The following is a 20,475-nucleotide window of genomic DNA, read 5'->3' as shown; positions in this document are numbered from 1 at the left end:
CTCGTCGGTGCGAGCGCGGGCAGGAGCCAGCGCTGGTGAACCCGCCGGGTGCGCGAGGGTGCGCTGACCCGACGCTCCGTGATGAAGAGAGAGGAGGGGTGTCACGGAGGTTTTGCGTTCGATGCTATCCCGATCTATGATCGACGTCAAGCATTAGTGCAACAGGTGTTCGAAGGCAGTGAGGGGGTGCGGATGGCTGTCAGTGGGAATCGTTCCGCGACCAGGTGGCCGAGAGGGACCCGTCACGGGCCCGCGCGGGACTGCCGGAGGCGGCGCTAGCCTGGAGGGCATGCGTTCGATTCTTCTGTTCTCTCTGCTCCGGCTAGCGGTCTTCGCCGTTGCCTGGTTCCTGCTCGCGGTTCTGATGCCGTCGGTTCCGTGGATCTGGACCGGGATCCTGGCCGCGGTCATCGCCATGCTGGTGTCGATCCTCCTGCTGGGTAAGCAGCGCCAGCAGGTGACCGAAGAGATGCAGCGCCGGGGCGCTGAGCGCCGAGCGAAGGCGGAGAAGAAGAGGGCTGCGGGCCGCCGTTCTGTTGCCGACGAAGACGCCGAAGCCGAGGACGCCGTCATGGACGCCCGGGAGTCGGCCGGAGACCGCTGAGGATCCTGGCCTGCTCGCCTCAGGCTGAATGCGAGCGCTGATCAGCGCAGGCTGAGTACGAGCGTGAGGATCGGCCCGATCAGCAGCAGCAGGCCGACCGCCGCCTCCAACTTGCCCGCCGCACCGAGAACGGGGATCAGACTGCGCCCAGTGGCGTGCTCAGCGACAACCAGGCGAAGCGGGTGCACGGTCAGAACCACCGCGATCAGGGTGATCACCACACCGATGTTCACGATCGTGTACGGGATGACCAGGAGGAACGGCACGAGGAGTGTCGCCGCGAACAGTCGCCGAGTGCGGGCATCGCCGAGTCGTACAGCGAGCGTGCGCTTGCCGGCGACCTCATCGGTGGGAATGTCGCGCAGGTTGTTCGTCAGCATGACGGCGCAGGCGAGCAGGCCGATCGCTGCAGCGACCAGCACATCCTCCCAGCTGGTGCGGCCGGTGATCAGATAGCTGGTGCCCATCACGGCGACCAGGCCGAAGAAGATGAACACCATGACTTCACCGAAGCCGAGGTAGCCGTACGGCCTCTTCCCGCCGGTGTAGAACCATGCCGCCAGAACGCAGGCCACGCCGACCAGCAGCATCCACCACGCGCCGGCCAGTGCGACGAGCACGAGTCCGAACAGGCCGCCGATGCCGAAGCTGAGGAACGCGGCTCGCTTCACCGTTGATGCCGGCGCCGCTCCGGACCCGGTGAGGCGGAACGGCCCCACGCGGTCCTCGTCAGTGCCGCGGATGCCGTCCGAGTAGTCGTTCGCGTAGTTCACCCCCACCTGGAGGGCGAGCGCGAGACCGAGGGCGAGGAGGCCGCGCACAGCAGTGGTGGCGCCGAGGAAGCCCGCATGGTGGATCGACAGGCCCACACCCGCTGCCACCGGCGCGAACGCCGCGGGAAGAGTGCGGGGGCGAGCCCCTTCGATCCACTGGCTCACCGATGCCACAGGCGCTCCTTACTCGCGGATGAGGCGCCGGGCGAGATCCGCGGCGCGAACCCGATCCACCTTACCGGGGGCCAGCATCGGGAGGTCGTCCACGACAAGGGTGATCTTGGGGACGCTCGCAGAGCCCAGCCTTGCGGCGCGCACCGCGTCCGGCACCGTTTCCCGCAGGAGCTCCGGGCCAGGCCGTTCCACATCTGCGCCGCCAGGGTGTGCCGGTTCGGCGGGGACCACCAGCGCGACGACCTTCTGCCCCCACTCGTCGTCCGGCACGCTCGTCACGAGCGCCGCCGCGGCCGACGGGTGCTGACAGATCGCCTGCTCCACCTCCACCGGGTTGACCTTGGCGCCACCGGTGATGATGACGTGGTCGGCGCGGCCGCGGATGGAGAGGGTCCCGTCGGCCCCCAGATCCGCGAGATCGCTGGTGACGAAGCGGCGCACCCCGGCGGCGCCGCCCGCAGTGGAGGGCACCGATTCGAAGGCGCTGAGCTCACCCTCGTCGGAGAGATAGCCGCGGGCCACGCACGGCGCGGTGATGACGAGGCGGCCCTCATCATCGAGGGACAGGTCCACACCCGGCAGGGGGCGGGCGCTGTACACGCAACCGCCGGCGGTCTCCGACGACCCGTACGTCGTGACGAGGCGAAGTCCGAGGTCCCGCCCCTGTCGCAGCAGGGCCGCCGGGGTGGCGGCGCCGCCCACGAGGATCGCCGAGAACCGCCGCAGCTGCTCAAGAACAGCCCGGTCCGGGTCGCGCAGCAGACGCTCCAGCTGGGTCGGCACGAAGGACGTGAACAGGGGGCCGTCGGGTGCGACCCACTGCTCCATCGCCTCCAGCACCGCGCGCGCGGTGAACGACGCTCCCAGGTCCGGCAGCGGTCCCAGTGCGCCGTGCGGGTCGGTGAGGCCCCGCTCCTCCGCGGTGCGCAGCGCCCGCGCGACCACCTGCACGCCCGCGATGTGGGTGGGCGGCAGGAACGGCAGCCACGCCCCGTGCCCGCCGAGCGCCTCAGCGGTCGCGGTCTGCGAGGCCCGCAGCGTCGACAGGGTGTGGGCGACGGCCTTCGGGGCGCCGGTGGAGCCGGAGGTCGGCAGCACGAGGGCGTACTGGGCTCCGATCGACTGCGGTGGTGCGAACGGGGCGAGCCACACGAGGGTGGCGCCGTCGGACATGCCGGTGAGGGCGTCCACGTAGCGGGAGAAGGAGTCGCGGGTGCCGGTGAACGGGCCGGGGGCGAGCAGGCGCATGCAGTCCTTTCAGCGGGGATCAGGGCCGACGGGTCAGCCCCGCGGGTGGGGGGGAGGTCAGCCCTGCGGGTGGGGGAACGACGACCAGTCAGGGTCGCGCTTCTCCAGGAAGGCGTCGCGGCCCTCGACCGCTTCGTCGGTGGTGTACGCGAGACGAGTCGCCTCACCGGCGAACACCTGCTGACCCATCAGTCCGTCATCGGTGAGGTTGAACGCGAACTTCAGCATCCGGATCGCCTGCGGCGACTTCGTGGCGATGACCGCGGCCATCCGCAGCGCCTCGTCCTCGAGGTCCTCGTGGTCGACCACGCGGTTCACGGCGCCCCAGTCGTAGGCGTCGTCAGCGGAGTACTCCTCGGCGAGGAAGAAGATCTCCCGGGCGCGCTTCTGCCCGACCTGCTTGGCGAGGTACGCGGAGCCGTAGCCGCCGTCGAAGCTGCCCACGTTCGCATCGGTCTGCTTGAACCGGGCGTGCTGGCGGGAGGCGATGGACATGTCGGCCACCACGTGCAGGGAGTGCCCGCCGCCGGCGGCCCAGCCGTTGACCGCGGCGATGACGACCTTGCCCATGGTGCGGATCAGGCGCTGCACTTCGAGGATGTGGAGGCGGCCGGCGCCGCCGGCGCGGACCGTGTCGGCGGTGTCCCCGTCGGCGTACTGGTAGCCGGAGCGGCCGCGGATCCGCTGGTCGCCGCCGGAGCAGAACGCCCACACGCCGTCCTTCGGGGCGGGTCCGTTGCCGGTGAGGATGATGACGCCGACCGTCGGGTCGAGGCGGGCGTGGTCGAAGGCGCGGAACAGCTCATCCACGGTGTGGGGGCGGAACGCGTTGCGGACCTCAGGGCGGTCGAACGCGATGCGCACGGCGTTCAGGTCGCGGACGGCGCCGCTGTCGCGGGCGACGGCGCGGTGGTACGTGATGTCGGTGAACGCGGGGCCGCCGAGTTCGGCCTCGGGGATGTCGCGCCAGCGCTCGGGATCGAACGTGTCGGAGACGCGGCGGGGGAGTGCGGTGGGGGTGGCTCCATCAGTGGTCATGGCTCCACTGTAGAAGGTGGGTCCTGCTCGGCGAGGTCGCGGCCGGCGGGGGCGAACCGCGCCGCCAGGTCCGGGAGCGGGACGCGCACGGCGCCGAGGCGGAGGCGGCATCCGTCGGCCGTGACGGGCATGCCCTCTGCCGCCCACAGCTGCCGGGCGCGCTCCAGGAGGTGGGGTGGGAGCTCGCCGCGGGCGTTGGTGACGCGCCACCAGGGGACGGCGTTGCCGTACTGCGCCATGATCCGCCCCACCTCACGGGGGCCGAGACCGGTGACTTCCCCCAGGTCGCCGTAGGTGACCGCTTCGCGCTCAGCGAGCGTTTCCGTTAGTCTCAGAATCATCTCTGCTCTGGTCTCAGGATCCACTCAGACAGACTACTCTGGAGGCATGGCCACAACTATGTTCGACGGCATCGACCGGATCGAGGTCTACCGCATCCCCCTCACCACCCGATTCCGCGGGCTGGATGTGCGCGAAGGCGTCCTCCTGCACGGCGAGGCGGGCTGGTCGGAGTTCTCCCCGTTCTGGGACTACGACGCTGAGCAGTCGCGCCCCTGGTTCGAGGCGGCGATGGAATCCGCCACCCGGGAGTTCCCCCGCATGGAGCGCTCCGATGTCGAGATCAACGCGACCGTCCCCGCCGTGGGGCCCGACGAGGCGCACCGCATCGCCCGCTCCTTCGGGTCGGCGACGGCGAAGGTGAAGGTGGCGGAGTCCGGTTCCACCCACAAGGAGGACCAGGCGCGCCTGGAGGCAGTGCGCGATGCCCTCGGCCCGGAGGCGAAGATCCGGATCGACGCCAACGCCGGGTGGGCGAAGTCCGAAGCGGTGAAGCGCATCGGGCAGCTCGACCGCGCCGCCGGCGGCCTCGAATACGTCGAGCAGCCGGGCCGCACGATCGCCGACATGGCCTGGATCCGTTCCCGCGTTGATGTGCCGATCGCGGCGGACGAGTCGGTGCGGCTCGCCGATGACCCCCTCGAAGTGATCCGCAAGGACGCCGCCGACATCATGATCCTCAAGGTGCAGCCGATGGGCGGCATCACCCGCTGCCTGCAGATCGCTGAGGACGCCGATGTCCCTGTCGTCGTCTCCAGCGCGCTGGAGTCGTCGGTCGGCATCGCAATGGGGCTGGCGCTGGCCACGTCCCTGCCGGAGCTGCCGTATGCGTGCGGCCTGGGGACGGCGCGCCTGCTCGCCACCGACGTGGTCGCCGACCCGCTCATCTCCGGCAACGGCCGCCTCACCTCGTTCCGCCAGGACATCGACGAGCTGGGCCTGGAGGTCGTGAAAGCGCCGGAGGATGTGCGTGAGCGCTGGATGGAGCGCCTGAGCCACTACGCGTCCTGATCCCCGCCGTGACCGACGCCCAGCCCGTGCCGCCCGCACGCCCCGAGCTCGGCACCGCGGTGATCCCCGCGAGCGGGTCCGGGGCCGTCGAGTGCGCGCGTGCCCTGCTGGAAGCGCTGCGGGCCGCCGGCATGAGCGACCTCGTGGTGGCGCCCGGGTCGCGGTCCGCCCCGATCGTGTACGCCGCGCACGCGCTCGGCCTGCGGTGCCACGTGCGCCTCGATGAGCGGTCGGCCGCGTTCACCGCGCTCGGCATCTCCCGCGCCGGGCGGGCCGACGGGTCCTTCGCCGCCGTCGCCACCACGTCCGGCACCGCGACGGCGCACTTGCTGGCCGCGATGATGGAGGCGCACCATTCGCATGTCCCCCTGGTTGCGCTGACCGCTGACCGGCCGGCAGAGCTGCGCGGAACGGGCGCCAACCAGACCACCCACCAGGTGGGGATGTTCGAGCCGTTCACGGCGCTCAGTGCGGACCTTCCCGCACCGGCCGCGGACCGGGCGAGCGGGATGGAGCTGCGCACCTGGGCGTCCACCGCGGCGCGCGCTGCCGCGACCGCGCTCGAGGGAGGAGCGCCCGGGACCGACCTCGGAGCGCCCGTGCACCTCAACCTGTCCTTCCGCGACCCTCTCACCCCGCAGACCGCGCCCGAGTCTGCAGCGCCCGGGCCGGGCGGCGAGGATGCGCTGGCGCCCTCGCGCGCGATCAGACTCGGCGCCCGCCGCGACGCGCAGCGGGCACCCGGCGTCCCGCTGAGCCTGCCGATGCGCACCGTCGTCGTGGCCGGTGACGCCGATGAGGCCACCGGCGCCGACGCTGCCGCCCTCGCCGAGCACCTCGACCTGCCGATCGCCGCTGAGCCGTCCAGCAGCGCGCGCCGCCCGGGCCCGACCCTCATCACCCCGGAGCAGCTGGCGACCGTGTTCGCCGAGGATGCGCACCCGCTGCGGCCCGACGCAGCGGTCGTCTTCGGCCACCCGACGCTGTCCCGCCCGGTCCTGCGCAGCCTCCTGGGAGCTGACGACGTGGACATCACGGTCGTCTCACCCACCATCGACTGGGTGGACCCCACCCATCGCGCCGCCCGCGTTCTCGCGCGGGTGGACCCGTCGGCCTCCCGCCTCACCGGCGACGCGGACGCCGCCGGAAGCACCACCGGCGGCGAGTACGCCCGGGCCTGGGCCGGCGTCCCCACCAGCGACACGACCACCTGGCAGACCCGCGCCGCGCTCGCGGTCTGGAACGAGGCCCGCGACGGCGACGTCCTCATCCTCGGTGCGAGCGCGCTCATCCGCGACCTCGAACAGCACGGCGGCCCCACCCGCGCCCGCATCATCGCCAATCGCGGTCTCGCCGGCATCGACGGCACGATGTCGATGGCCAGCGGCATCGCCCTCGCCCGCGCCCACCGCGGCGAGCGGGGACGCACCCGCGTGCTGCTGGGGGACGTGTCCGCGATCCACAACCTGACCGGGCTCGTCATCGGTCCCACCGAGGAACAGCCGGATCTGGACATCGTCATCGTGGACGACGGCGGCGGCCGCATCTTCGGCGGCCTCGAGCACGCCGGTGCCGACCGCGGCCTCTTCGACCGCTTCTTCACCACCCCGCACGGCACGGACCTCGCCGCTGCGGCCCGCGCCCTCGGCGTCGATGCCCGCACTGTCACAGCGGAGGATCTTCCGGAGGCGCTGGGGGAGCAGACGCGGGGCCGACGGGTGCTGGTCGTGCAGTCATCCACAGCCCAGCGGGGCTGATCGCGTCCTCAGGAGGGCTCTGGAACAATGGCGGAACTCCAGCCCCGTCGGCGCGGCGCAGCGGCGACGGACATGACCAGAACAGGAACTCGGATGGCCCCTCGATCACCCGGCTGGTGCGGCACGCTCGCACTGGTCGCCACCGGCATGCTCGTCGCCTCCGGCATCTCCATCGCCGGCAGCACCGCGATCAACGAGCTCAGCGATTCCGGGGACCGCAGCGGGCCCGCCATCACCACCGCAGCGCCGAGCGCCCCGCCGAACCCCGGCAACGGAAAGGGCGGGGATGACCCGTCGGCCCGCTGGTCGCAGACCATCGACCAGATCGGCCCCTCCACGGTGTCCATCCAGGTGAAGTCGGAGGAGGGCAGCGCCGAGGGCACCGGCATCATCCTGGACGGGGAGGGCCGCATCGTCACCAACGACCACGTGGTCGCGGGCGCGAGGCAGATCGCCGTGACCCTGGCGGACGGCCGCACGTTCTCCGCGAAGCCCGTCGGCGCCGACCCGACTACGGACGTCGCCGTCATCGCTCTGGAGCAGGCGCCGAAGGATCTGAAGCCAGCGGTGTTCAGCGACTCCGATCAGCTCAAGGTCGGGCAGGACGTGATGGCGGTCGGCACGCCGCTGGGGCTGGCGAACACCGCCACCACCGGCATCATCTCCGCACTGAACCGCCCCGTCACCACGATGGGGGAGAAGGCCGACGGGTCCGACGCCACCTTCATCTCCGCCGTGCAGACCGATGCATCCATCAACCCCGGCAACTCCGGCGGCCCCCTCGTCAACGCCAACGGTGAGGTCATCGGGATCAACTCGTCGATCGCATCGAACGCGACCGATGAGCGCAGCGCTGGGTCGATCGGGCTCGGGTTCGCCATCCCGTCGAACACGGTCACGATGATCGCCGAGCAGATCATCGCTGGCCAGGACGTGAAGCACGCCCTGCTGGGGGTGACGGCGCAGGACTCCGCCACCGGTGGGGCCGACGCCACTTACAGGGGCGCCGAGGTCAAGGACATCACCGGCAGCGGAGCGGCGCAGAAGGCCGGGATCCGCCGGGGTGATGTGATCATCGCGGTGGATCAGATCCCCGTCGGCTCCGCCAGCGGCCTCACCGCGATCGTGCGGGGTCTGCAGCCCGGCAGCGAGCACACCATCACGCTGATCCGCGGGGATGAGAAGAAGGACGTCCGCGTCACACTCGGCAGCATGTGACACGGACGCCCTTCGGGGTGCAGGCGCTTCGGCTCCATGTGGTGCGGGCTTCGGCGCAGCACGATCCAGCCGATCGCGACCAGCAGGAACCAGAACGGGGTGGCGAGGCCGAAGATCATGCGGGACGTGGAGTAGGTCCCGGAGTTCGCGGAGCTCATCGCGAACCAGAACTCGAGCTCACCGAAGTTCTTCACGCTCGGAATGTTCAGGGCGATGAGGCTGACGATGACCAGCAGTGCGACCACGGGGGCGGTCCACGCCGCCAGGTGGGGGAGCCCGATGATCCCTGGGAGAACCCCGTGGGGATGCCGTGGCGTCGGGGCCGTCGGCGAGTCGTTCAGCCGCGCAGGGCGCGCATCATAGGGCGGGTCTTCGCGAGCGCCTCGGCGTGCTCGGTCAGCGGATCGGACGCTTCGACGATGCCGCCGCCGGCCTGCAGGACCAGGTAGTGCGGGTCCTCGGGGTCGAGGTGCGCCATCCGCAACGCGATCGCCCACTGGCCGTCGCCGCGCCCGCTCATCCACCCGACGGGGGCGGCGTACCCGCCGCGGTCCTGCTCCTCGATGGTCCGGTTGATGCGGTCGGCGTCGGCGCGGGGCATGCCGCTGACGGCGGCCGACGGGTGCAGCAGACCGGCCACGTCCACGCTCGTCAGGCCGGGCCGCAGCTTCGCGGAGACGTCGGAGGCGAGGTGCTCCAGGCCGGGCAGGCGCAGCACGAACGGTTCCGCGGGGGCGGAGATCCATTCGGTGACGGCTTCGAGCGGGCCGGTGACGGAGCGGATCGCGTACTCGTGTTCGGCGCGCTCCTTCGGGTCGTGGAAGAAGGCGTCGCGGTCCTCGGCGGTGAGCTCCCCGCCGTCGGCGACGGGCCGGGTGCCGGCGAGGACGCGGGAGAAGAGGCGGGAGCCTTCGGTCTCCACCAGCATCTCGGGGGATGCGCCGATGACATCGCCCACGCGGAACACCCACGTCATGGGATACATCGCGGCGAGGCGGCGGGCGAGCGCAGGGATGGAGACGGGGTCACTGGACCGCGCGTCGAGGCGTTCGGAGATGACGAGCTTCTCGGCACCGCCGGCGCGGATCTCGTCCACGGCGCGGCTGATCAGCGCCTGATACTCGGCGGGGGTGTGGGCGCTGGCCACCTCGATGTGCGGCACGGGCGGTGCCGGCGCATCGGCTGCGCTCGCCTCGGCGTCAGCGGTGGGGAAGAGCTCCGCGAGCAGGGCCGACGGGTCCCGGCCATCCGCTGCGCCGAGGCCGCGCACTGGATCCTCGCCATCGGCGGTGATGAGGGTGAGGAAGGCGCACCCGTCGGCCTGTCCGAGGACGGCGCGGGGGATCACGAGGCGGGAGGGCCGCTCGGAGGCGGCGTAGTAGGAGAAGGAGCCGAGGGCGAGGAGTCCGCTGCCGCGCACACCGGCGGCGTCATCGACCGTGGCGGCGGCACTGACCTGCTGAAACGCCTGGGAGAGGTCCGTGAAGCGGTCCTCGCCGGTGGCGGTGAGGACGAGGGCCTCGCCGCGGGCGAGCAGGCCGTCGCCGCGGTGGAGGAACAGGCCGGAGGGGTCCGCTGGAATATGCTGGGCGAGGTCCACAGGGCCGTCGAGGCGGAGAGTCGTCACACTGAGCCGGGACGCGGATGCATCTGAGCCAGCGGTCCCCGGGCGGTTCACTAGGGTGGCCATGATGATCACCATTATGCCGTCGAGCAGGCCGGAAGAGGTAAGCCAGTGATTCGCAGACCGTCATCCCCGGCCGCAGCCGGGATCATCGCCGGTCTCATCGCGTTCGCGGTCAACGCCGCGACCGTGATCGTGCCCGCCATCGCCGCCCACACCGCCGACTCCCGCACCTCGCTGAGCCTGCTGGACGCGATCATGGTGGCGCTGTCGTTCTTCGCCCTCGGCAACGGCGGCGCGATCCACCTGACCGTGACGGGGATGACGGGGCCGGTCACGATCTCACCCGTCGGCCTCACCGTGGTGTTCTTCGCAGTGCTCGCGTTCACGATGCGCAGCCGCGCCCGCCTCATCGAGTTCACGCGGGCCGACGGCGGCCTCCACCCGGGCGCCATCGCCGGCCTCGGCGTGATCATCGGCGCGTTCGCCGCCGCGTACACCGTCGCGACCATGGTGACGATGATGCTCATCACCAGCGCAGACGTCCGCGTCACCACCATCCCCACCACCCTCGCCGCCCTGGTGCTGTCCCTGGTCGCGGGCGCGGTGGGCACGATGGCGAGCCTGAAGCGGCCGGCCGACGGAGGCATTCCCGCCGTCGGGATGCTCGCCCTCATCCCGCACCCGTTCGACGCCATCATCCGTGCCATCGGCGCGACCGTCCTGCTGCTGCTCGGCCTCGGCGCCCTGCTCACCACGGTCATGCTCGCTGTCGCCTTCCCGTCCGTGATGGAGATGTTCACCAGCCTCAAGCCCGGACCGTTCGGCGGGGCAGTCCTGATCCTCGCGCAGCTGCTGGTGCTGCCGAGCCTGATCGTGTGGGCGATGGTGGTGCTGCTCGGCGGCACCGTCCTGACCGGCATCGGCACCGGCATCTCCCTCGGCGGCGCGACCGTCGGTGTGCTGCCGGTGCTGCCGGTGCTGGCGGCGCTGCCGCAGCCCGGTGTGTTCCCCCGCTGGATGCTCGCGCTGATGATCCTGCCGGTGATCGCGGTGGGGATGGGTGCTGTTCTGCTGGCGCGCGAGACCCGGCCGCTTGCTGATGAGCCGCCCCTGGACGGCCGCGAGATCGCCGTGATCTGGGGCGGGTTCGTCGGCGGACTGTTCTGCGCGCTGATGCTGCTGGCGGCGTTCTCCGGCGGTGCGATCGGCGCGGATCAGCTCAGTGAGCTCGGCCCGAAGCTCAGCTCGCTCGCGCTGCCGCTGCTGGGGATCATCGTCCTCGGCGCCGGCTCGGTCGCCGTGTGGGAGCTGATGGGGCTGGGGCAGCGCACCGCGGATGCGACGCAGCGTCTGCGGGACCGCGTGGATGCGTCTGAGCGCACCGACGAGGACTGACGCGCAGCAGAGCGCAGCTCAGCGACCGCCGCGCAGCCAGTCGATGACCTCGTCCTGCGCGGAGTCCTTGCAGGCGGCGCGCGCCTGCTCCGTGATCGCGTTCTCCTGACACTGCTGGATCGCGTGCATCGGCTGGTAGAAGATCGCGGACAGACCCGCCATCGCCACCAGCAGCAGTGACGCGAGGATGCCGAGCGCACCCATGATGACGGCCCGGGCACGGCGCTCAGTGCGCAGCCCCGCCATGATCGACCGCACCAGCATCACGATCGCCGCAATCGCCACCACGCCCGAGAGGAGCGAGAACGGCAGCGGGACCAGGGACAGCGCCCACGCCACCGCGAAGCAGAGCAGTGCTCGAGTGGTCCATCGGGTGTAGTCACGCAGGTTCTTCTCATCCATCACGCACCCCATTGTGCCCGAGACGGAGGACCCCCAACCACCCCGCACGGGTCGACTACGCTGGGGGTGTGCCCCACGAGAACACCGCCTCCGCCAGTCCCGCCGGTCCCGCTCGCCTCGTTGTGCTGATCTCCGGCACCGGATCCAACCTCGCCGCGGTGCTCGCCGCGATCGAGCAGAGGACCCTCACCGGTGCCCAGGTCGTCGCCGTCATCGCCGACGTCGACGCCGCCGGTCTCGACCACGCCCGCAGCCGCTCCATCCCCACCGCGGTCGTGCGCCTCGCCGACCATGAGGACCGCGCCGCCTGGGACCGCGCCCTCGCCGACGAGGTCGCCAGCCACGCACCGGACCTCATCGTCCTCGCTGGGTTCATGCGCCTGCTCGGCGCCCCCATGCTGGAGCGCTTCGGCGGCCGCATCATCAACACCCACCCCGCGCTGCTGCCGTCGTTCCCCGGCGCCCACGGCGTCCGCGACGCCCTCGCCTACGGCGTCAAGGTCACCGGCGCCACCGTCATCGAGGTCGACGCCGGCATCGACACCGGCCGCATCCTCGACCAGCGGCCCGTGCTCATCGAACCGGGCGACACCGAGGACACCCTCCATGAAAGGATCAAGGAGGTGGAGCGCGTGATGATCGTCGATGTCATCCGCGACCTCCTGCAGGCAGCACCCGTCGGCCCACCGACCACCACCCTCGCACCCTCGAAGCAGACAGGAACACAGCAGAAGTGACCACCCAGCGAGCGATCAAGCGCGCCCTCATCTCCGTCTTCGACAAGACCGGCCTGGAGGACCTCGCCCGAGCCCTCCACGGAGCCGGCACCGAGATCGTCTCCACCGGATCCACCGCCCAGACCATCCGGGACGCCGGCCTCCCCGTCACCGACGTCGCCGACGTCACCGGGTTCCCCGAAATCCTCGACGGCCGCGTCAAGACCCTGCACCCCACCGTGCACGGCGGCCTCCTCGCCGACCGCACCAAGGAATCCCACGAGGCGGCGCTGCAGGAGCACGGCATCGCCCCGTTCGACCTCGTCGTGGTCAACCTGTACCCGTTCGAGCAGACCGTCGCCGACGGCGGCGCCTTCGAGGAGATCATCGAGAAGATCGACATCGGCGGCCCCGCCATGGTCCGCTCCGCCGCGAAGAACTTCTCCACCTGCGCCGTGGTCGTGGAGCAGAAGGACTACGCCCTCGCCGCCGATGCCGCCGGCCGCGGCGGCTTCACCCGCGCCGAACGGTACGCCCTCAGCGCCGTCGCCTTCGCCCGCATCGCGATGTACGACGCCGCCATCGACGACTGGACCCAGCAGCAGCTCGCCGACCTCGGCGACGAACTCGCCGGCACCGAACTCGACCTCGCCACCATCTCCGAGCGCTACGCCCCGGACTCCGACGGTGAGGACTGCGACTGCTGCGCCGACGGCCACGACGACGCCCTCGACGGGGAGGTCGAGGAGGTCAGCATCTTCGACATGCCCGCCGAGCAGATGGAGGAGATCGGCATGCGGACGCTGCGCTACGGCGAGAACCCGCACCAGCGCGCCCTGCTCGACACCGCCGGTGAGGACGGCAGCCTCGCCTCCGCCGAGGTGCTGCACGGCAAGGAGATGAGCTACAACAACTACGTCGACGCCGATGCCGCCATCCGCGCCGCCTTCGACTTCGACCAGCCCGCCGTCGCCGTCATCAAGCACAACAACCCGTGCGGAGTGGCCGTCGCCGACGACGGTGAGGACATCGCGATCGCCCACCGGAAGGCGCACGCCACCGACCCCGTGTCCGCGTTCGGCGGCGTCATCGCCGCGAACCGCCCCGTCACGGTGGCGATGGCGAACCAGGTCGCCGAGGTGTTCACCGAAGTGCTGGTCGCACCCGGCTACGAGGACGGTGCGCTCGAGATCCTGACGCGCAAGAAGAACATCCGCCTGCTGGAGATCGACGGCCAGAACGGCGAACTGGGGGAGACCCGCGACATCTGGGGCGGCACCCTCGTCCAGGAGAAGGACCGCTTCCAGGCCGACGGCGACGATCCGGCGTCCTGGCAGCTCGTCGCCGGCGACGCCGCCGATGACGCCACCCTCGCCGACCTCGCCTTCGCGTGGCGGGCCGTGCGCGCCCCGAAGTCCAACGCCATCCTGCTGGCGAAGGACGGCGGCGCTGTCGGCATCGGCATGGGCCAGGTGAACCGTGTGGACTCCTGCCGCCTCGCTGTGGAGCGCGCCAACACGCTCGCCGACGGGGAGGAGCGCGCCCGCGGATCCGTCTGCGCATCCGACGCGTTCTTCCCGTTCGCCGACGGGCCCCAGCAGCTCATCGATGCCGGCATCACCGCCATCGTGCAGCCCGGTGGGTCCGTGCGCGACCAGGAGGTCATCGACGCCTGCACGAAGGCCGGCGTCACCATGTACGTGACCGGCACCCGCCACTTCGCCCACTGACCCACCCGGGCACCGCCCGGTGCCCGCCCCGCCGCCCAACGAAGGAGCCAGTCAATGAAGGACGTCCCCACGAACCAGAACCTCCGCGAATTCATCGAGCACCTCCGTGAAGAGGGGTACTCCGTCCAGGGCGGAGAGTCCCCGGACCCGGACCTGATCGACCCGCAGGGCAACCCCGTCTACACGTGGCAGGAGGGCTACCCGTACGACGAGCGCATGGAGCGCGACGCCTATGAGCTGGAGAAGTACCGCCTGCAGGTGGAGCTGCTCAAGCTGCAGTACTGGATGGAGGATGAGGGCCAGAAGGCCATCATCATCTTCGAGGGCCGCGACGCCGCCGGCAAGGGCGGCACCATCAAGCGGTTCACCGAGCACCTCAACCCGCGCATGGCGCGCGTGGTGGCGCTCAACAAGCCCAGCGACCGCGAACGCGGCCAGTGGTACTTCCAGCGCTACGTGCAGCACCTGCCCACCGATGGTGAGCTCGTCATGTTCGACCGCTCCTGGTACAACCGCGCCGGTGTGGAGCGCGTGATGGGCTTCTGCACCGATGACGAGTACCACCGCTTCATGGACCAGGCTCCGCAGTTCGAGCGGATGCTGGTGGATGCCGGCATCCATGTCACGAAGTTCTGGTTCTCGGTGTCGCAGAAGGAGCAGCGGACCCGCTTCGCGATCCGTCAGCTGGACCCGGTGCGCCAGTGGAAGCTGTCGCCGATGGACCTGGAGTCCCTGGACCGCTGGGAGCAGTACGGCGAAGCGAAGGAGGAGATGTTCCGCCGCACGGACAAGAAGTACGCGCCGTGGATCATCATCCGCTCCAACGACAAGAAGCGCGCCCGCCTCAACGCGATGCGCTATTTCCTCTCGCAGTTCGAATACGAGGGCAAGGACCATGCCGTGGTCGGCACTCCGGACCCGCTGCTGGTGATGCGCGGCAAGCACGAAGTCGCCGACGAGTGACGGTGCGCTGAGCGCGCCGCGCTGACCCGTCGGCCCGCCTCGCGCCCCGCAGCCCCCGCCGCCAGCGACGATCGGTCGACGTATGCGGGGAAAGCGGCGCGAAGATCCCCGAATGCGCAGACGGATCGCCGATCGCAGACAGAAGCGGCGCGGACACCCCGATGGGGCATCCGCGCCGCTTCACTGTTCTCGCCCATCGCGCTCAGCCGGCAGCCGGTGCTGCGCTCAGCAGGCGCTGAGGCTCAGAGCTAGAGGTCAGCGTCGGTGATGACCGGCATGATGTCGGTCTTGCCGGTGGCGCGGTACGGCTTCGTCATGCGCTCGGGCGCGAGGATGTGGCGCAGGTGCGCCTCGTCCAGCAGGCCCCGCTCGATGACGAGCTCGGCCACGCCGCGGCCGCTCTTCAGCGCCTCCGCCGCAATCTCCGTGGACGCGGCGTAGCCGATCACTGGCACGAGGGCCGTGATGACGCCGATGGAGCGGCGGATATGGTCGCCCAGCACGTCCTCGTTCACCGTGATGCCCTTGATGCAGCGCTCGGACAGGGTGTCCATCGCGCGGGTCATCATGCGGGTGGAGTTGAGGATGTTGTACGCGATGACCGGCTCGAACGCGTTGAGCTGCAGCTGGCCGCCCTCCGCCGCCATCGTCACCGTCATGTCGTTGCCGATGACCTGGTACGCGACCTGGTTGACGACCTCCGGGATCACCGGGTTGACCTTGCCGGGCATGACGGAGGAGCCGGGCTGCACAGCGGGCAGGTTGATCTCGTTGAAGCCGGCGCGGGGACCGGAGGACAGCAGGCGCAGATCGTTGCAGATCTTCGAGGTCTTCACGGCGACGCGCTTGAGGATGCCGGAGAATGTGACGAACGCGCCGGTGTCGGAGGTCGCCTCCACGAGGTCGACCGCGGTGACGAACTCGATGCCGGTCAGTTCGGTGAGCTTCTTCGCCACCAGGTTCGCGTAGCGCGGGTCGGTGGTGATGCCCGTGCCGATGGCGGTGGCGCCCATGTTCATCTCGTGGAAGAGGCGCGCGGTGCGGGTGAGGCGCTGGACGTCCTCGGCGATGGTGGTGGCCCAGGCGGTGAACTCCTGCCCCACGGTCATCGGGACGGCGTCCTGCATCTGGGTGCGGCCCATCTTGAGGATGTCCTTGTACTCCTCGCCCTTCGCCTTCAGCGACTCGATGAGGTTCTCCATCGCGGCCGTGAGCTCCGGGAAGGACAGCAGGATCGCCAGGCGCAGGGCGGTCGGGTAGACGTCGTTCGTGGACTGCCCGAGGTTGACGTCGTTGTTGGGGTGGAGGTGCTCGTACTGGCCCTTCTCGTGGCCGAGGATCTCCAGGGCCCGGTTGGCGATGACCTCGTTCGCGTTCATATTGGTGGAGGTGCCGGCCCCGCCCTGGATCATGTCCACCACGAAATGGTCGTGGAGCTGGCCGTTCACGATCTCCTCGCAGGCGGCGCCGATGGCGTCGGCCTTCTCATCGTCGAGGATGCCGAGCTCCTGGTTGGCGCGGGCCGCCGCATGCTTCACGTACGCGAGGGCTTCGACCAGTGGGGGGAAGTGCTTCAGGGGCACGTCCGTGATGTGGAAGTTCTCCTGCGCCCGCAGGGTCTGCACCCCGTAGTAGGCGGAGGCGGGGACGTCGCGATCACCGAGCAGATCGTGTTCGGTGCGAACCTCAGTCATATTCTTCGATTGTCCTTTTCAGGTGGTGTCAACGCTGACATCCACCAGGGTAGCGCGTCCGTCTACCATGGGAGCGTGAATCAGTCGCCGTACACCCTGAGGGCCGCCATGGTGCGCCAGCGGGCACTGATCCTCGCTCTCATCGGCCTGCTGGCCACGGTGCTGATCGCCCTGCTGGTGGACGTCTCCACCGGTGGCTTCGCGCTCGCGGGCCTGCTGCTCTGCCTCGCGGTGGTGCGGCTGGTGGTGCCGGCGCGGCGCCTCGGCGGGCTCGTAATCCGTCGGCGCGTGATCGACACCGTGATCCTCCTCGTCCTCGCCGGCGGTCTGCTGCTGCTGTCGTCCAGCCCGAACCTCTGACGGCCCGCCTGCGCGGCGAGGGCGGAGGAATGCTCGCCCGGCCGACGGGGTCAGACTCCGTCGGGCGCCTCCACCAGCTCCACCAGACCGGAGTCCAACTGGTACACGCCGCCGGCCAGGGCGATGCGGCCCTCCTCCACAGCGCGGCGCACGATCTCCGACTCCTGCGGCAGGTCCGCGAGGGTGCCGGCCACGTGGTGGCGGATGGGGCGCGGGTCGTCCGGGTCGCTGATGTGCGTGCGCAGGCGCTCCACCAGGACCGGCATGGAGCCGGGCAGCTGCTCACCGTCGCGGATCGCGGCGATGGTGGCCTTGACGGCGCCGCAGTTCTCGTGGCCGAGCACGAATACGATCTGGACGCCCAGGACGTCCACCGCGAACTCGATGGAGGCGCGGACGGAACGGCCCGCCACATGCCCGGCGTTGCGGATCACGAACAGGTCGCCGAAGCCCTGGTCGAACAGCAGCTCCACACTGGCGCGGGAGTCCGAGCAGCCCACTACGCACGCGAACGGCTCCTGCGATTCCGTGAGGATGGAGCGGTGGTCGGCGTGCTGCCGCGGGTGCAGGGCGGCGTTGTCCGCGAAGCGGCGATTGCCGCGCAGAAGCTTGTCCAGGGCGTCGGCCGGGGTGCGCGCGGGAGCGGGCATGAAAAGTCTCCTTGTGGTGTGGGATCATCGGTCGGTGAGCACTTCCCTGTCGAGACTGCATGATGTCTTCGACCTCGCTATGAGGATCGGCGAGATCATGCTGGCCAGTGGCGCGGCCGCATCCGAAGTCACCGCCACGATGCTGCGCATCACTGCGTCCTCCGGCATCCGGAACGTCTCTGTGCAGGTCACGTTCAACGAACTGAGCGTCAGCTACCTGCCCGACGAGGAATCTACCCCGTTCACCCGCATCCGCGCAGTCGCAGACGCGGACATGGACTTCTCCAAGCTGGACGAGGCGGAGAAGATCACCTCCGACTACATCCACGGCGAACTCGCCCTCGCCGAAGCGATCACCGCGGCTGAGCGCACCCGCTCCGCCCCGAAGCGCTACTCCAACGCGCTGACGACCGCGGGCTGGGCGATCATGAGCGGCGCCGCCGCGGTCGGCTTCGGTGCCGGCACCATGGTGATGCTGTTCGCGGCGATCACCGCCGGCATCATCTACAACCTGCTCGGCGCACTCGCCCGCCGCGGCATCCCCATGTTCTTCGCGCAGGTCATCGGCGGTTTCCTGTCGGTGATGGCGGCGATCCTCGCGTACGTCATCGACCCAAGCGTGAACGCCTCCATCGTGGTGATCGCCTGCATCATCCTGCTGCTGGCGGGCCTGACCTCCATCGGCGCGATGCAGGACGCGATCACCGGCTGGTACATCACGGCCTCGGCGCGGATCCTGCAGACCATCATGCTGACGATCGGCGTGGTGATCGGCGTGCGCGCCGGTCTGATGTTCTCCACCTGGGTGGGGGTGGACATCTCCGTCAGTTCGTCCCTGCCGAGCACGCTCGCGTCCGTGATCGTGGTGCTTGTCGCCGGTGCGGTGATGGGCCTGGGAAGTTCGATCGGTGTGCAGTCGCCGCGGCGCGTGATCGCGGTGTCGACCCTGCTGGCGACGATGTCGTCGGTGGTGAGCTTCGCGCTGCGCACCGTCGGCCTGGAGCAGCCCTGGAACGTCGGGGTGACGGCACTGCTGGTCGGCTGCTTCGCCGTGATAGGGGCTCAGCGTCTGCGCACTCCCGCCGTGTCGATGGTGATCGTCGGGGTGCTGCCGCTGGTGCCGGGCTCCATCATCTACCGCGGCCTCCTCGCGCTCGGCGACGACCCGCAGGCGGGCGCGCTGTCCCTGTTCACCGCGGTGTCGGTCGCGGTCGCGATCAGCGCGGGCGTGGTGTTCGGGCAGCTGCTGATGGCACGCCTGCTGCTGGGCCTGCAGGCGGCGTCCACCACCTGGATCCCGGTGATGTCCGCACCGTTCAGCACGGCGAGGCGCCGACGGGTCCTGAACTCCCGCACCGCCGCCGCGAAGGCCACGAACTACACTCTGGCGATTCCCGTGGTCCGTCTGGAACCGGGCGAAGCCGACCCCACCGAGCCGGAAGCGACCACGGAGAGCCAGAGCGTGCTCAGCCGTCTCGTGCTCGGCAGCACCGATGAGGAGAATCCGTGACCGAGACGTCGACGACCCGCCTGCACCGCGCCCCCGACCGAGCCGAGGCGGCCCGCGCCGCTGGCCGGGCCTTCGCCGACGCGTTCGGCACCGAGGCCGACGGAGTCTTCTCCGCCCCGGGGCGCGTCACCATCATCGGTGAGCACGTCGACTACCAGGACGGGCTCTGCCTGCCGATGGCGATCGGCCACCGCTGCTTCGCCGCCGTCCGCGTCACCGAAACGGGCCGTCTGCAGCTGCGGTCCCGGCAGATGCCGGACGATGCCGTGGACGTTGCGCTCGCGGACCTGGCGCCGGGTGCCGTGCCCGTGTGGGCTGGCTATGCCGCCGGCGTGATCTGGGCGCTCGCCGACGCCCATCCGCAGCTGCGCAGCGGAGAGCTGGGCCTGGCGATCCTGGTGGACGGCCAGGTGCCGTTGGGGGCGGGGCTCAGTTCGTCGGCCGCGCTCGAATGCTCCGTGGCGCAGGCGCTGGAGGAGCTGCTCGGCCTGGGCACCACGCAGCAGGAACGGATCGCTGCGTGCATCCGCGCGGAGAACGAGTTCGTCGGCGCAGCAACGGGCGGGCTGGACCAGTCGGCGTCTGTGCGAGCGGCGCAGGGCCACGCCCTGCTGCTGGACTGCGCGGACGGCGCCGTGGAGCTGGAGCCGTGGGACCTGTCGGAGCACGGGCTCGGTCTGCTGATCGTCGACACCCGCGCGGAGCATTCGCTGATCGGAGGGGAGTACGCGGAGCGGCGCGGCCAGACTGAGTCGGCGGCCGAGGCGCTCGGCGCGGCGACGCTGCGCGAGGTCGCCGATGCGGGGGCCGACGGCGTCCGCGATCAGCTGGATGCGCTGGAGGATGACGTGATCCGTCGGCGCGCCCGCCATGTTGTGACGGAGATCTGCCGGGTGCGGGAGTTCGCCGACCTGCTCGCCGACGGGGGAGTGGGGGAGAACCTGCGCCGCCTCGGTGAACTGATGAACGCCTCGCACGACTCGCTGCGGGACGACTTCGAGGTGACGGTCCCGGAACTGGATGTCGCGGTGGGAGCGGCGCGCGATGCTGGCGCGCATGGTGCCCGCATGACCGGCGGCGGCTTCGGCGGCAGCATCATCGCGCTCGTGGATGCGGATCAGATGGAGGCGACCGCTGCGGCGGTGGCGACGGCGTTTGCGGAGCACGGCTTCACCGCACCGGTGGCGTTCGCGGCGCAGCCGTCGACCGGGGCCGGCCGAGACATCTGAGAGGACCGGGCCCCGAGGCGCGGTCCCGGTCAGCCGG

19 protein-coding genes are annotated in these 20,475 nt (G+C 70.4%); 11 read left to right on the top strand and 8 right to left on the bottom strand.

Annotation, left to right across the window (positions count from 1 at the left end; genetic code table 11):
* Positions 1-289: 289 nt before the first annotated feature.
* Positions 290-604, top strand: coding sequence for a DUF4229 domain-containing protein (locus tag R3I40_RS07800; RefSeq protein WP_183375714.1), 315 nt, complete (start codon positions 290-292; stop codon positions 602-604).
* A 41-nt stretch (positions 605-645) separates the two neighbouring features.
* Here R3I40_RS07800 and R3I40_RS07795 read toward each other — a convergent pair whose 3' ends face one another.
* From R3I40_RS07795 to R3I40_RS07780, 4 genes are read right to left on the bottom strand one after another with little or no spacing between them, the layout of a single operon-like run.
* The gene (locus R3I40_RS07795; protein WP_183375712.1) at positions 646-1,551 is read right to left on the bottom strand and encodes a 1,4-dihydroxy-2-naphthoate polyprenyltransferase; all 906 of its coding nucleotides are present in this window, start codon (positions 1,549-1,551) and stop codon (positions 646-648) included.
* A gap of 9 nt (positions 1,552-1,560) precedes the next feature.
* The gene (locus R3I40_RS07790) at positions 1,561-2,799 is read right to left on the bottom strand and encodes an AMP-binding protein (RefSeq protein ID WP_285262456.1); all 1,239 of its coding nucleotides are present in this window, start codon (positions 2,797-2,799) and stop codon (positions 1,561-1,563) included.
* A gap of 57 nt (positions 2,800-2,856) precedes the next feature.
* A complete protein-coding gene (locus tag R3I40_RS07785; RefSeq protein ID WP_239373874.1) occupies positions 2,857-3,837 on the bottom strand; it encodes a 1,4-dihydroxy-2-naphthoyl-CoA synthase in 981 nt (326 codons plus the stop codon).
* Complete coding sequence (locus R3I40_RS07780) at positions 3,834-4,178, bottom strand: MGMT family protein (protein ID WP_285262457.1); 345 nt, start codon at positions 4,176-4,178, stop codon at positions 3,834-3,836. The genes R3I40_RS07785 and R3I40_RS07780 overlap by 4 nt, the downstream gene beginning before the upstream one ends.
* A gap of 46 nt (positions 4,179-4,224) precedes the next feature.
* Between R3I40_RS07780 and R3I40_RS07775 the strand changes: the two genes are divergently transcribed.
* The 3 genes from R3I40_RS07775 (at position 4,225) to R3I40_RS07765 (ending at position 8,162) form a co-directional block, all read left to right on the top strand.
* The gene (locus R3I40_RS07775) at positions 4,225-5,187 is read left to right on the top strand and encodes an o-succinylbenzoate synthase (protein ID WP_239373880.1); all 963 of its coding nucleotides are present in this window, start codon (positions 4,225-4,227) and stop codon (positions 5,185-5,187) included.
* Positions 5,188-5,195: 8 nt separating this feature from the next.
* The gene (gene menD, locus R3I40_RS07770; RefSeq protein ID WP_317699935.1) at positions 5,196-6,944 is read left to right on the top strand and encodes a 2-succinyl-5-enolpyruvyl-6-hydroxy-3-cyclohexene-1-carboxylic-acid synthase; all 1,749 of its coding nucleotides are present in this window, start codon (positions 5,196-5,198) and stop codon (positions 6,942-6,944) included.
* Positions 6,945-7,037: 93 nt separating this feature from the next.
* The gene (locus R3I40_RS07765) at positions 7,038-8,162 is read left to right on the top strand and encodes a S1C family serine protease (RefSeq protein ID WP_285262459.1); all 1,125 of its coding nucleotides are present in this window, start codon (positions 7,038-7,040) and stop codon (positions 8,160-8,162) included.
* Positions 8,163-8,499: 337 nt separating this feature from the next.
* Here the strand turns inward: R3I40_RS07765 and R3I40_RS07760 are convergent, their stop codons facing one another.
* On the bottom strand, positions 8,500-9,789 hold the full coding sequence (locus tag R3I40_RS07760) for an isochorismate synthase (protein WP_285262460.1): 1,290 nt from the start codon (positions 9,787-9,789) through the stop codon (positions 8,500-8,502).
* 108 nt (positions 9,790-9,897) lie between these two features.
* Between R3I40_RS07760 and R3I40_RS07755 the strand changes: the two genes are divergently transcribed.
* Entirely contained in the window at positions 9,898-11,184 is a 1,287-nt protein-coding gene (locus R3I40_RS07755) for a cell division protein PerM (RefSeq protein WP_285262461.1), read from the top strand.
* Positions 11,185-11,202: 18 nt separating this feature from the next.
* Here the strand turns inward: R3I40_RS07755 and R3I40_RS07750 are convergent, their stop codons facing one another.
* Complete coding sequence (locus R3I40_RS07750) at positions 11,203-11,586, bottom strand: hypothetical protein (RefSeq protein WP_183375696.1); 384 nt, start codon at positions 11,584-11,586, stop codon at positions 11,203-11,205.
* A 68-nt stretch (positions 11,587-11,654) separates the two neighbouring features.
* On the opposite strand from R3I40_RS07750, the gene purN reads away from it, so the two are divergent.
* Genes purN through ppk2 form a run of 3 tightly spaced genes read left to right on the top strand, consistent with a single transcriptional unit; the run spans position 11,655 to position 14,995 of the window.
* Positions 11,655-12,323 carry a phosphoribosylglycinamide formyltransferase gene (purN, locus tag R3I40_RS07745; RefSeq protein ID WP_239373890.1) on the top strand — a complete coding sequence of 223 codons (669 nt, stop codon included), beginning with the start codon at positions 11,655-11,657 and terminating at the stop codon, positions 12,321-12,323.
* A complete protein-coding gene (gene purH, locus R3I40_RS07740; RefSeq protein ID WP_285262462.1) occupies positions 12,320-14,032 on the top strand; it encodes a bifunctional phosphoribosylaminoimidazolecarboxamide formyltransferase/IMP cyclohydrolase in 1,713 nt (570 codons plus the stop codon). The genes purN and purH overlap by 4 nt, the downstream gene beginning before the upstream one ends.
* A gap of 54 nt (positions 14,033-14,086) precedes the next feature.
* Positions 14,087-14,995 (top strand): polyphosphate kinase 2, encoded by a 909-nt coding sequence (gene ppk2 / locus R3I40_RS07735; RefSeq protein WP_183375692.1) that lies wholly within the window; start codon positions 14,087-14,089, stop codon positions 14,993-14,995.
* 248 nt (positions 14,996-15,243) lie between these two features.
* On the opposite strand, the gene aspA is transcribed toward ppk2, so the two are convergent.
* Positions 15,244-16,689, bottom strand: coding sequence for an aspartate ammonia-lyase (gene aspA / locus R3I40_RS07730; protein ID WP_285262253.1), 1,446 nt, complete (start codon positions 16,687-16,689; stop codon positions 15,244-15,246).
* A gap of 75 nt (positions 16,690-16,764) precedes the next feature.
* Here aspA and R3I40_RS07725 point away from each other — a divergent pair, with 75 nt between their 5' ends.
* Positions 16,765-17,049 (top strand): DUF3017 domain-containing protein, encoded by a 285-nt coding sequence (locus R3I40_RS07725; protein ID WP_285262254.1) that lies wholly within the window; start codon positions 16,765-16,767, stop codon positions 17,047-17,049.
* A gap of 50 nt (positions 17,050-17,099) precedes the next feature.
* Here the strand turns inward: R3I40_RS07725 and R3I40_RS07720 are convergent, their stop codons facing one another.
* Complete coding sequence (locus tag R3I40_RS07720; RefSeq protein WP_183375688.1) at positions 17,100-17,699, bottom strand: carbonic anhydrase; 600 nt, start codon at positions 17,697-17,699, stop codon at positions 17,100-17,102.
* 34 nt (positions 17,700-17,733) lie between these two features.
* Here R3I40_RS07720 and R3I40_RS07715 point away from each other — a divergent pair, with 34 nt between their 5' ends.
* Together R3I40_RS07715 and galK are read left to right on the top strand one after the other, a co-directional pair.
* On the top strand, positions 17,734-19,209 hold the full coding sequence (locus tag R3I40_RS07715) for a threonine/serine exporter family protein (protein ID WP_183375686.1): 1,476 nt from the start codon (positions 17,734-17,736) through the stop codon (positions 19,207-19,209).
* Entirely contained in the window at positions 19,206-20,438 is a 1,233-nt protein-coding gene (gene galK / locus R3I40_RS07710; protein WP_183375684.1) for a galactokinase, read from the top strand. Before R3I40_RS07715 ends, galK begins: the two co-directional genes overlap by 4 nt.
* Positions 20,439-20,475: the final 37 nt, after the last annotated feature.

Source organism: Helcobacillus massiliensis (assembly GCF_033106145.1).
In the GTDB taxonomy this organism is placed as follows: Bacteria; Actinomycetota; Actinomycetes; order Actinomycetales; family Dermabacteraceae; genus Helcobacillus; species Helcobacillus massiliensis.
Note: the sequence above shows the minus strand (reverse complement) of the source record. Positions and strands in the feature narration are given on the sequence as shown.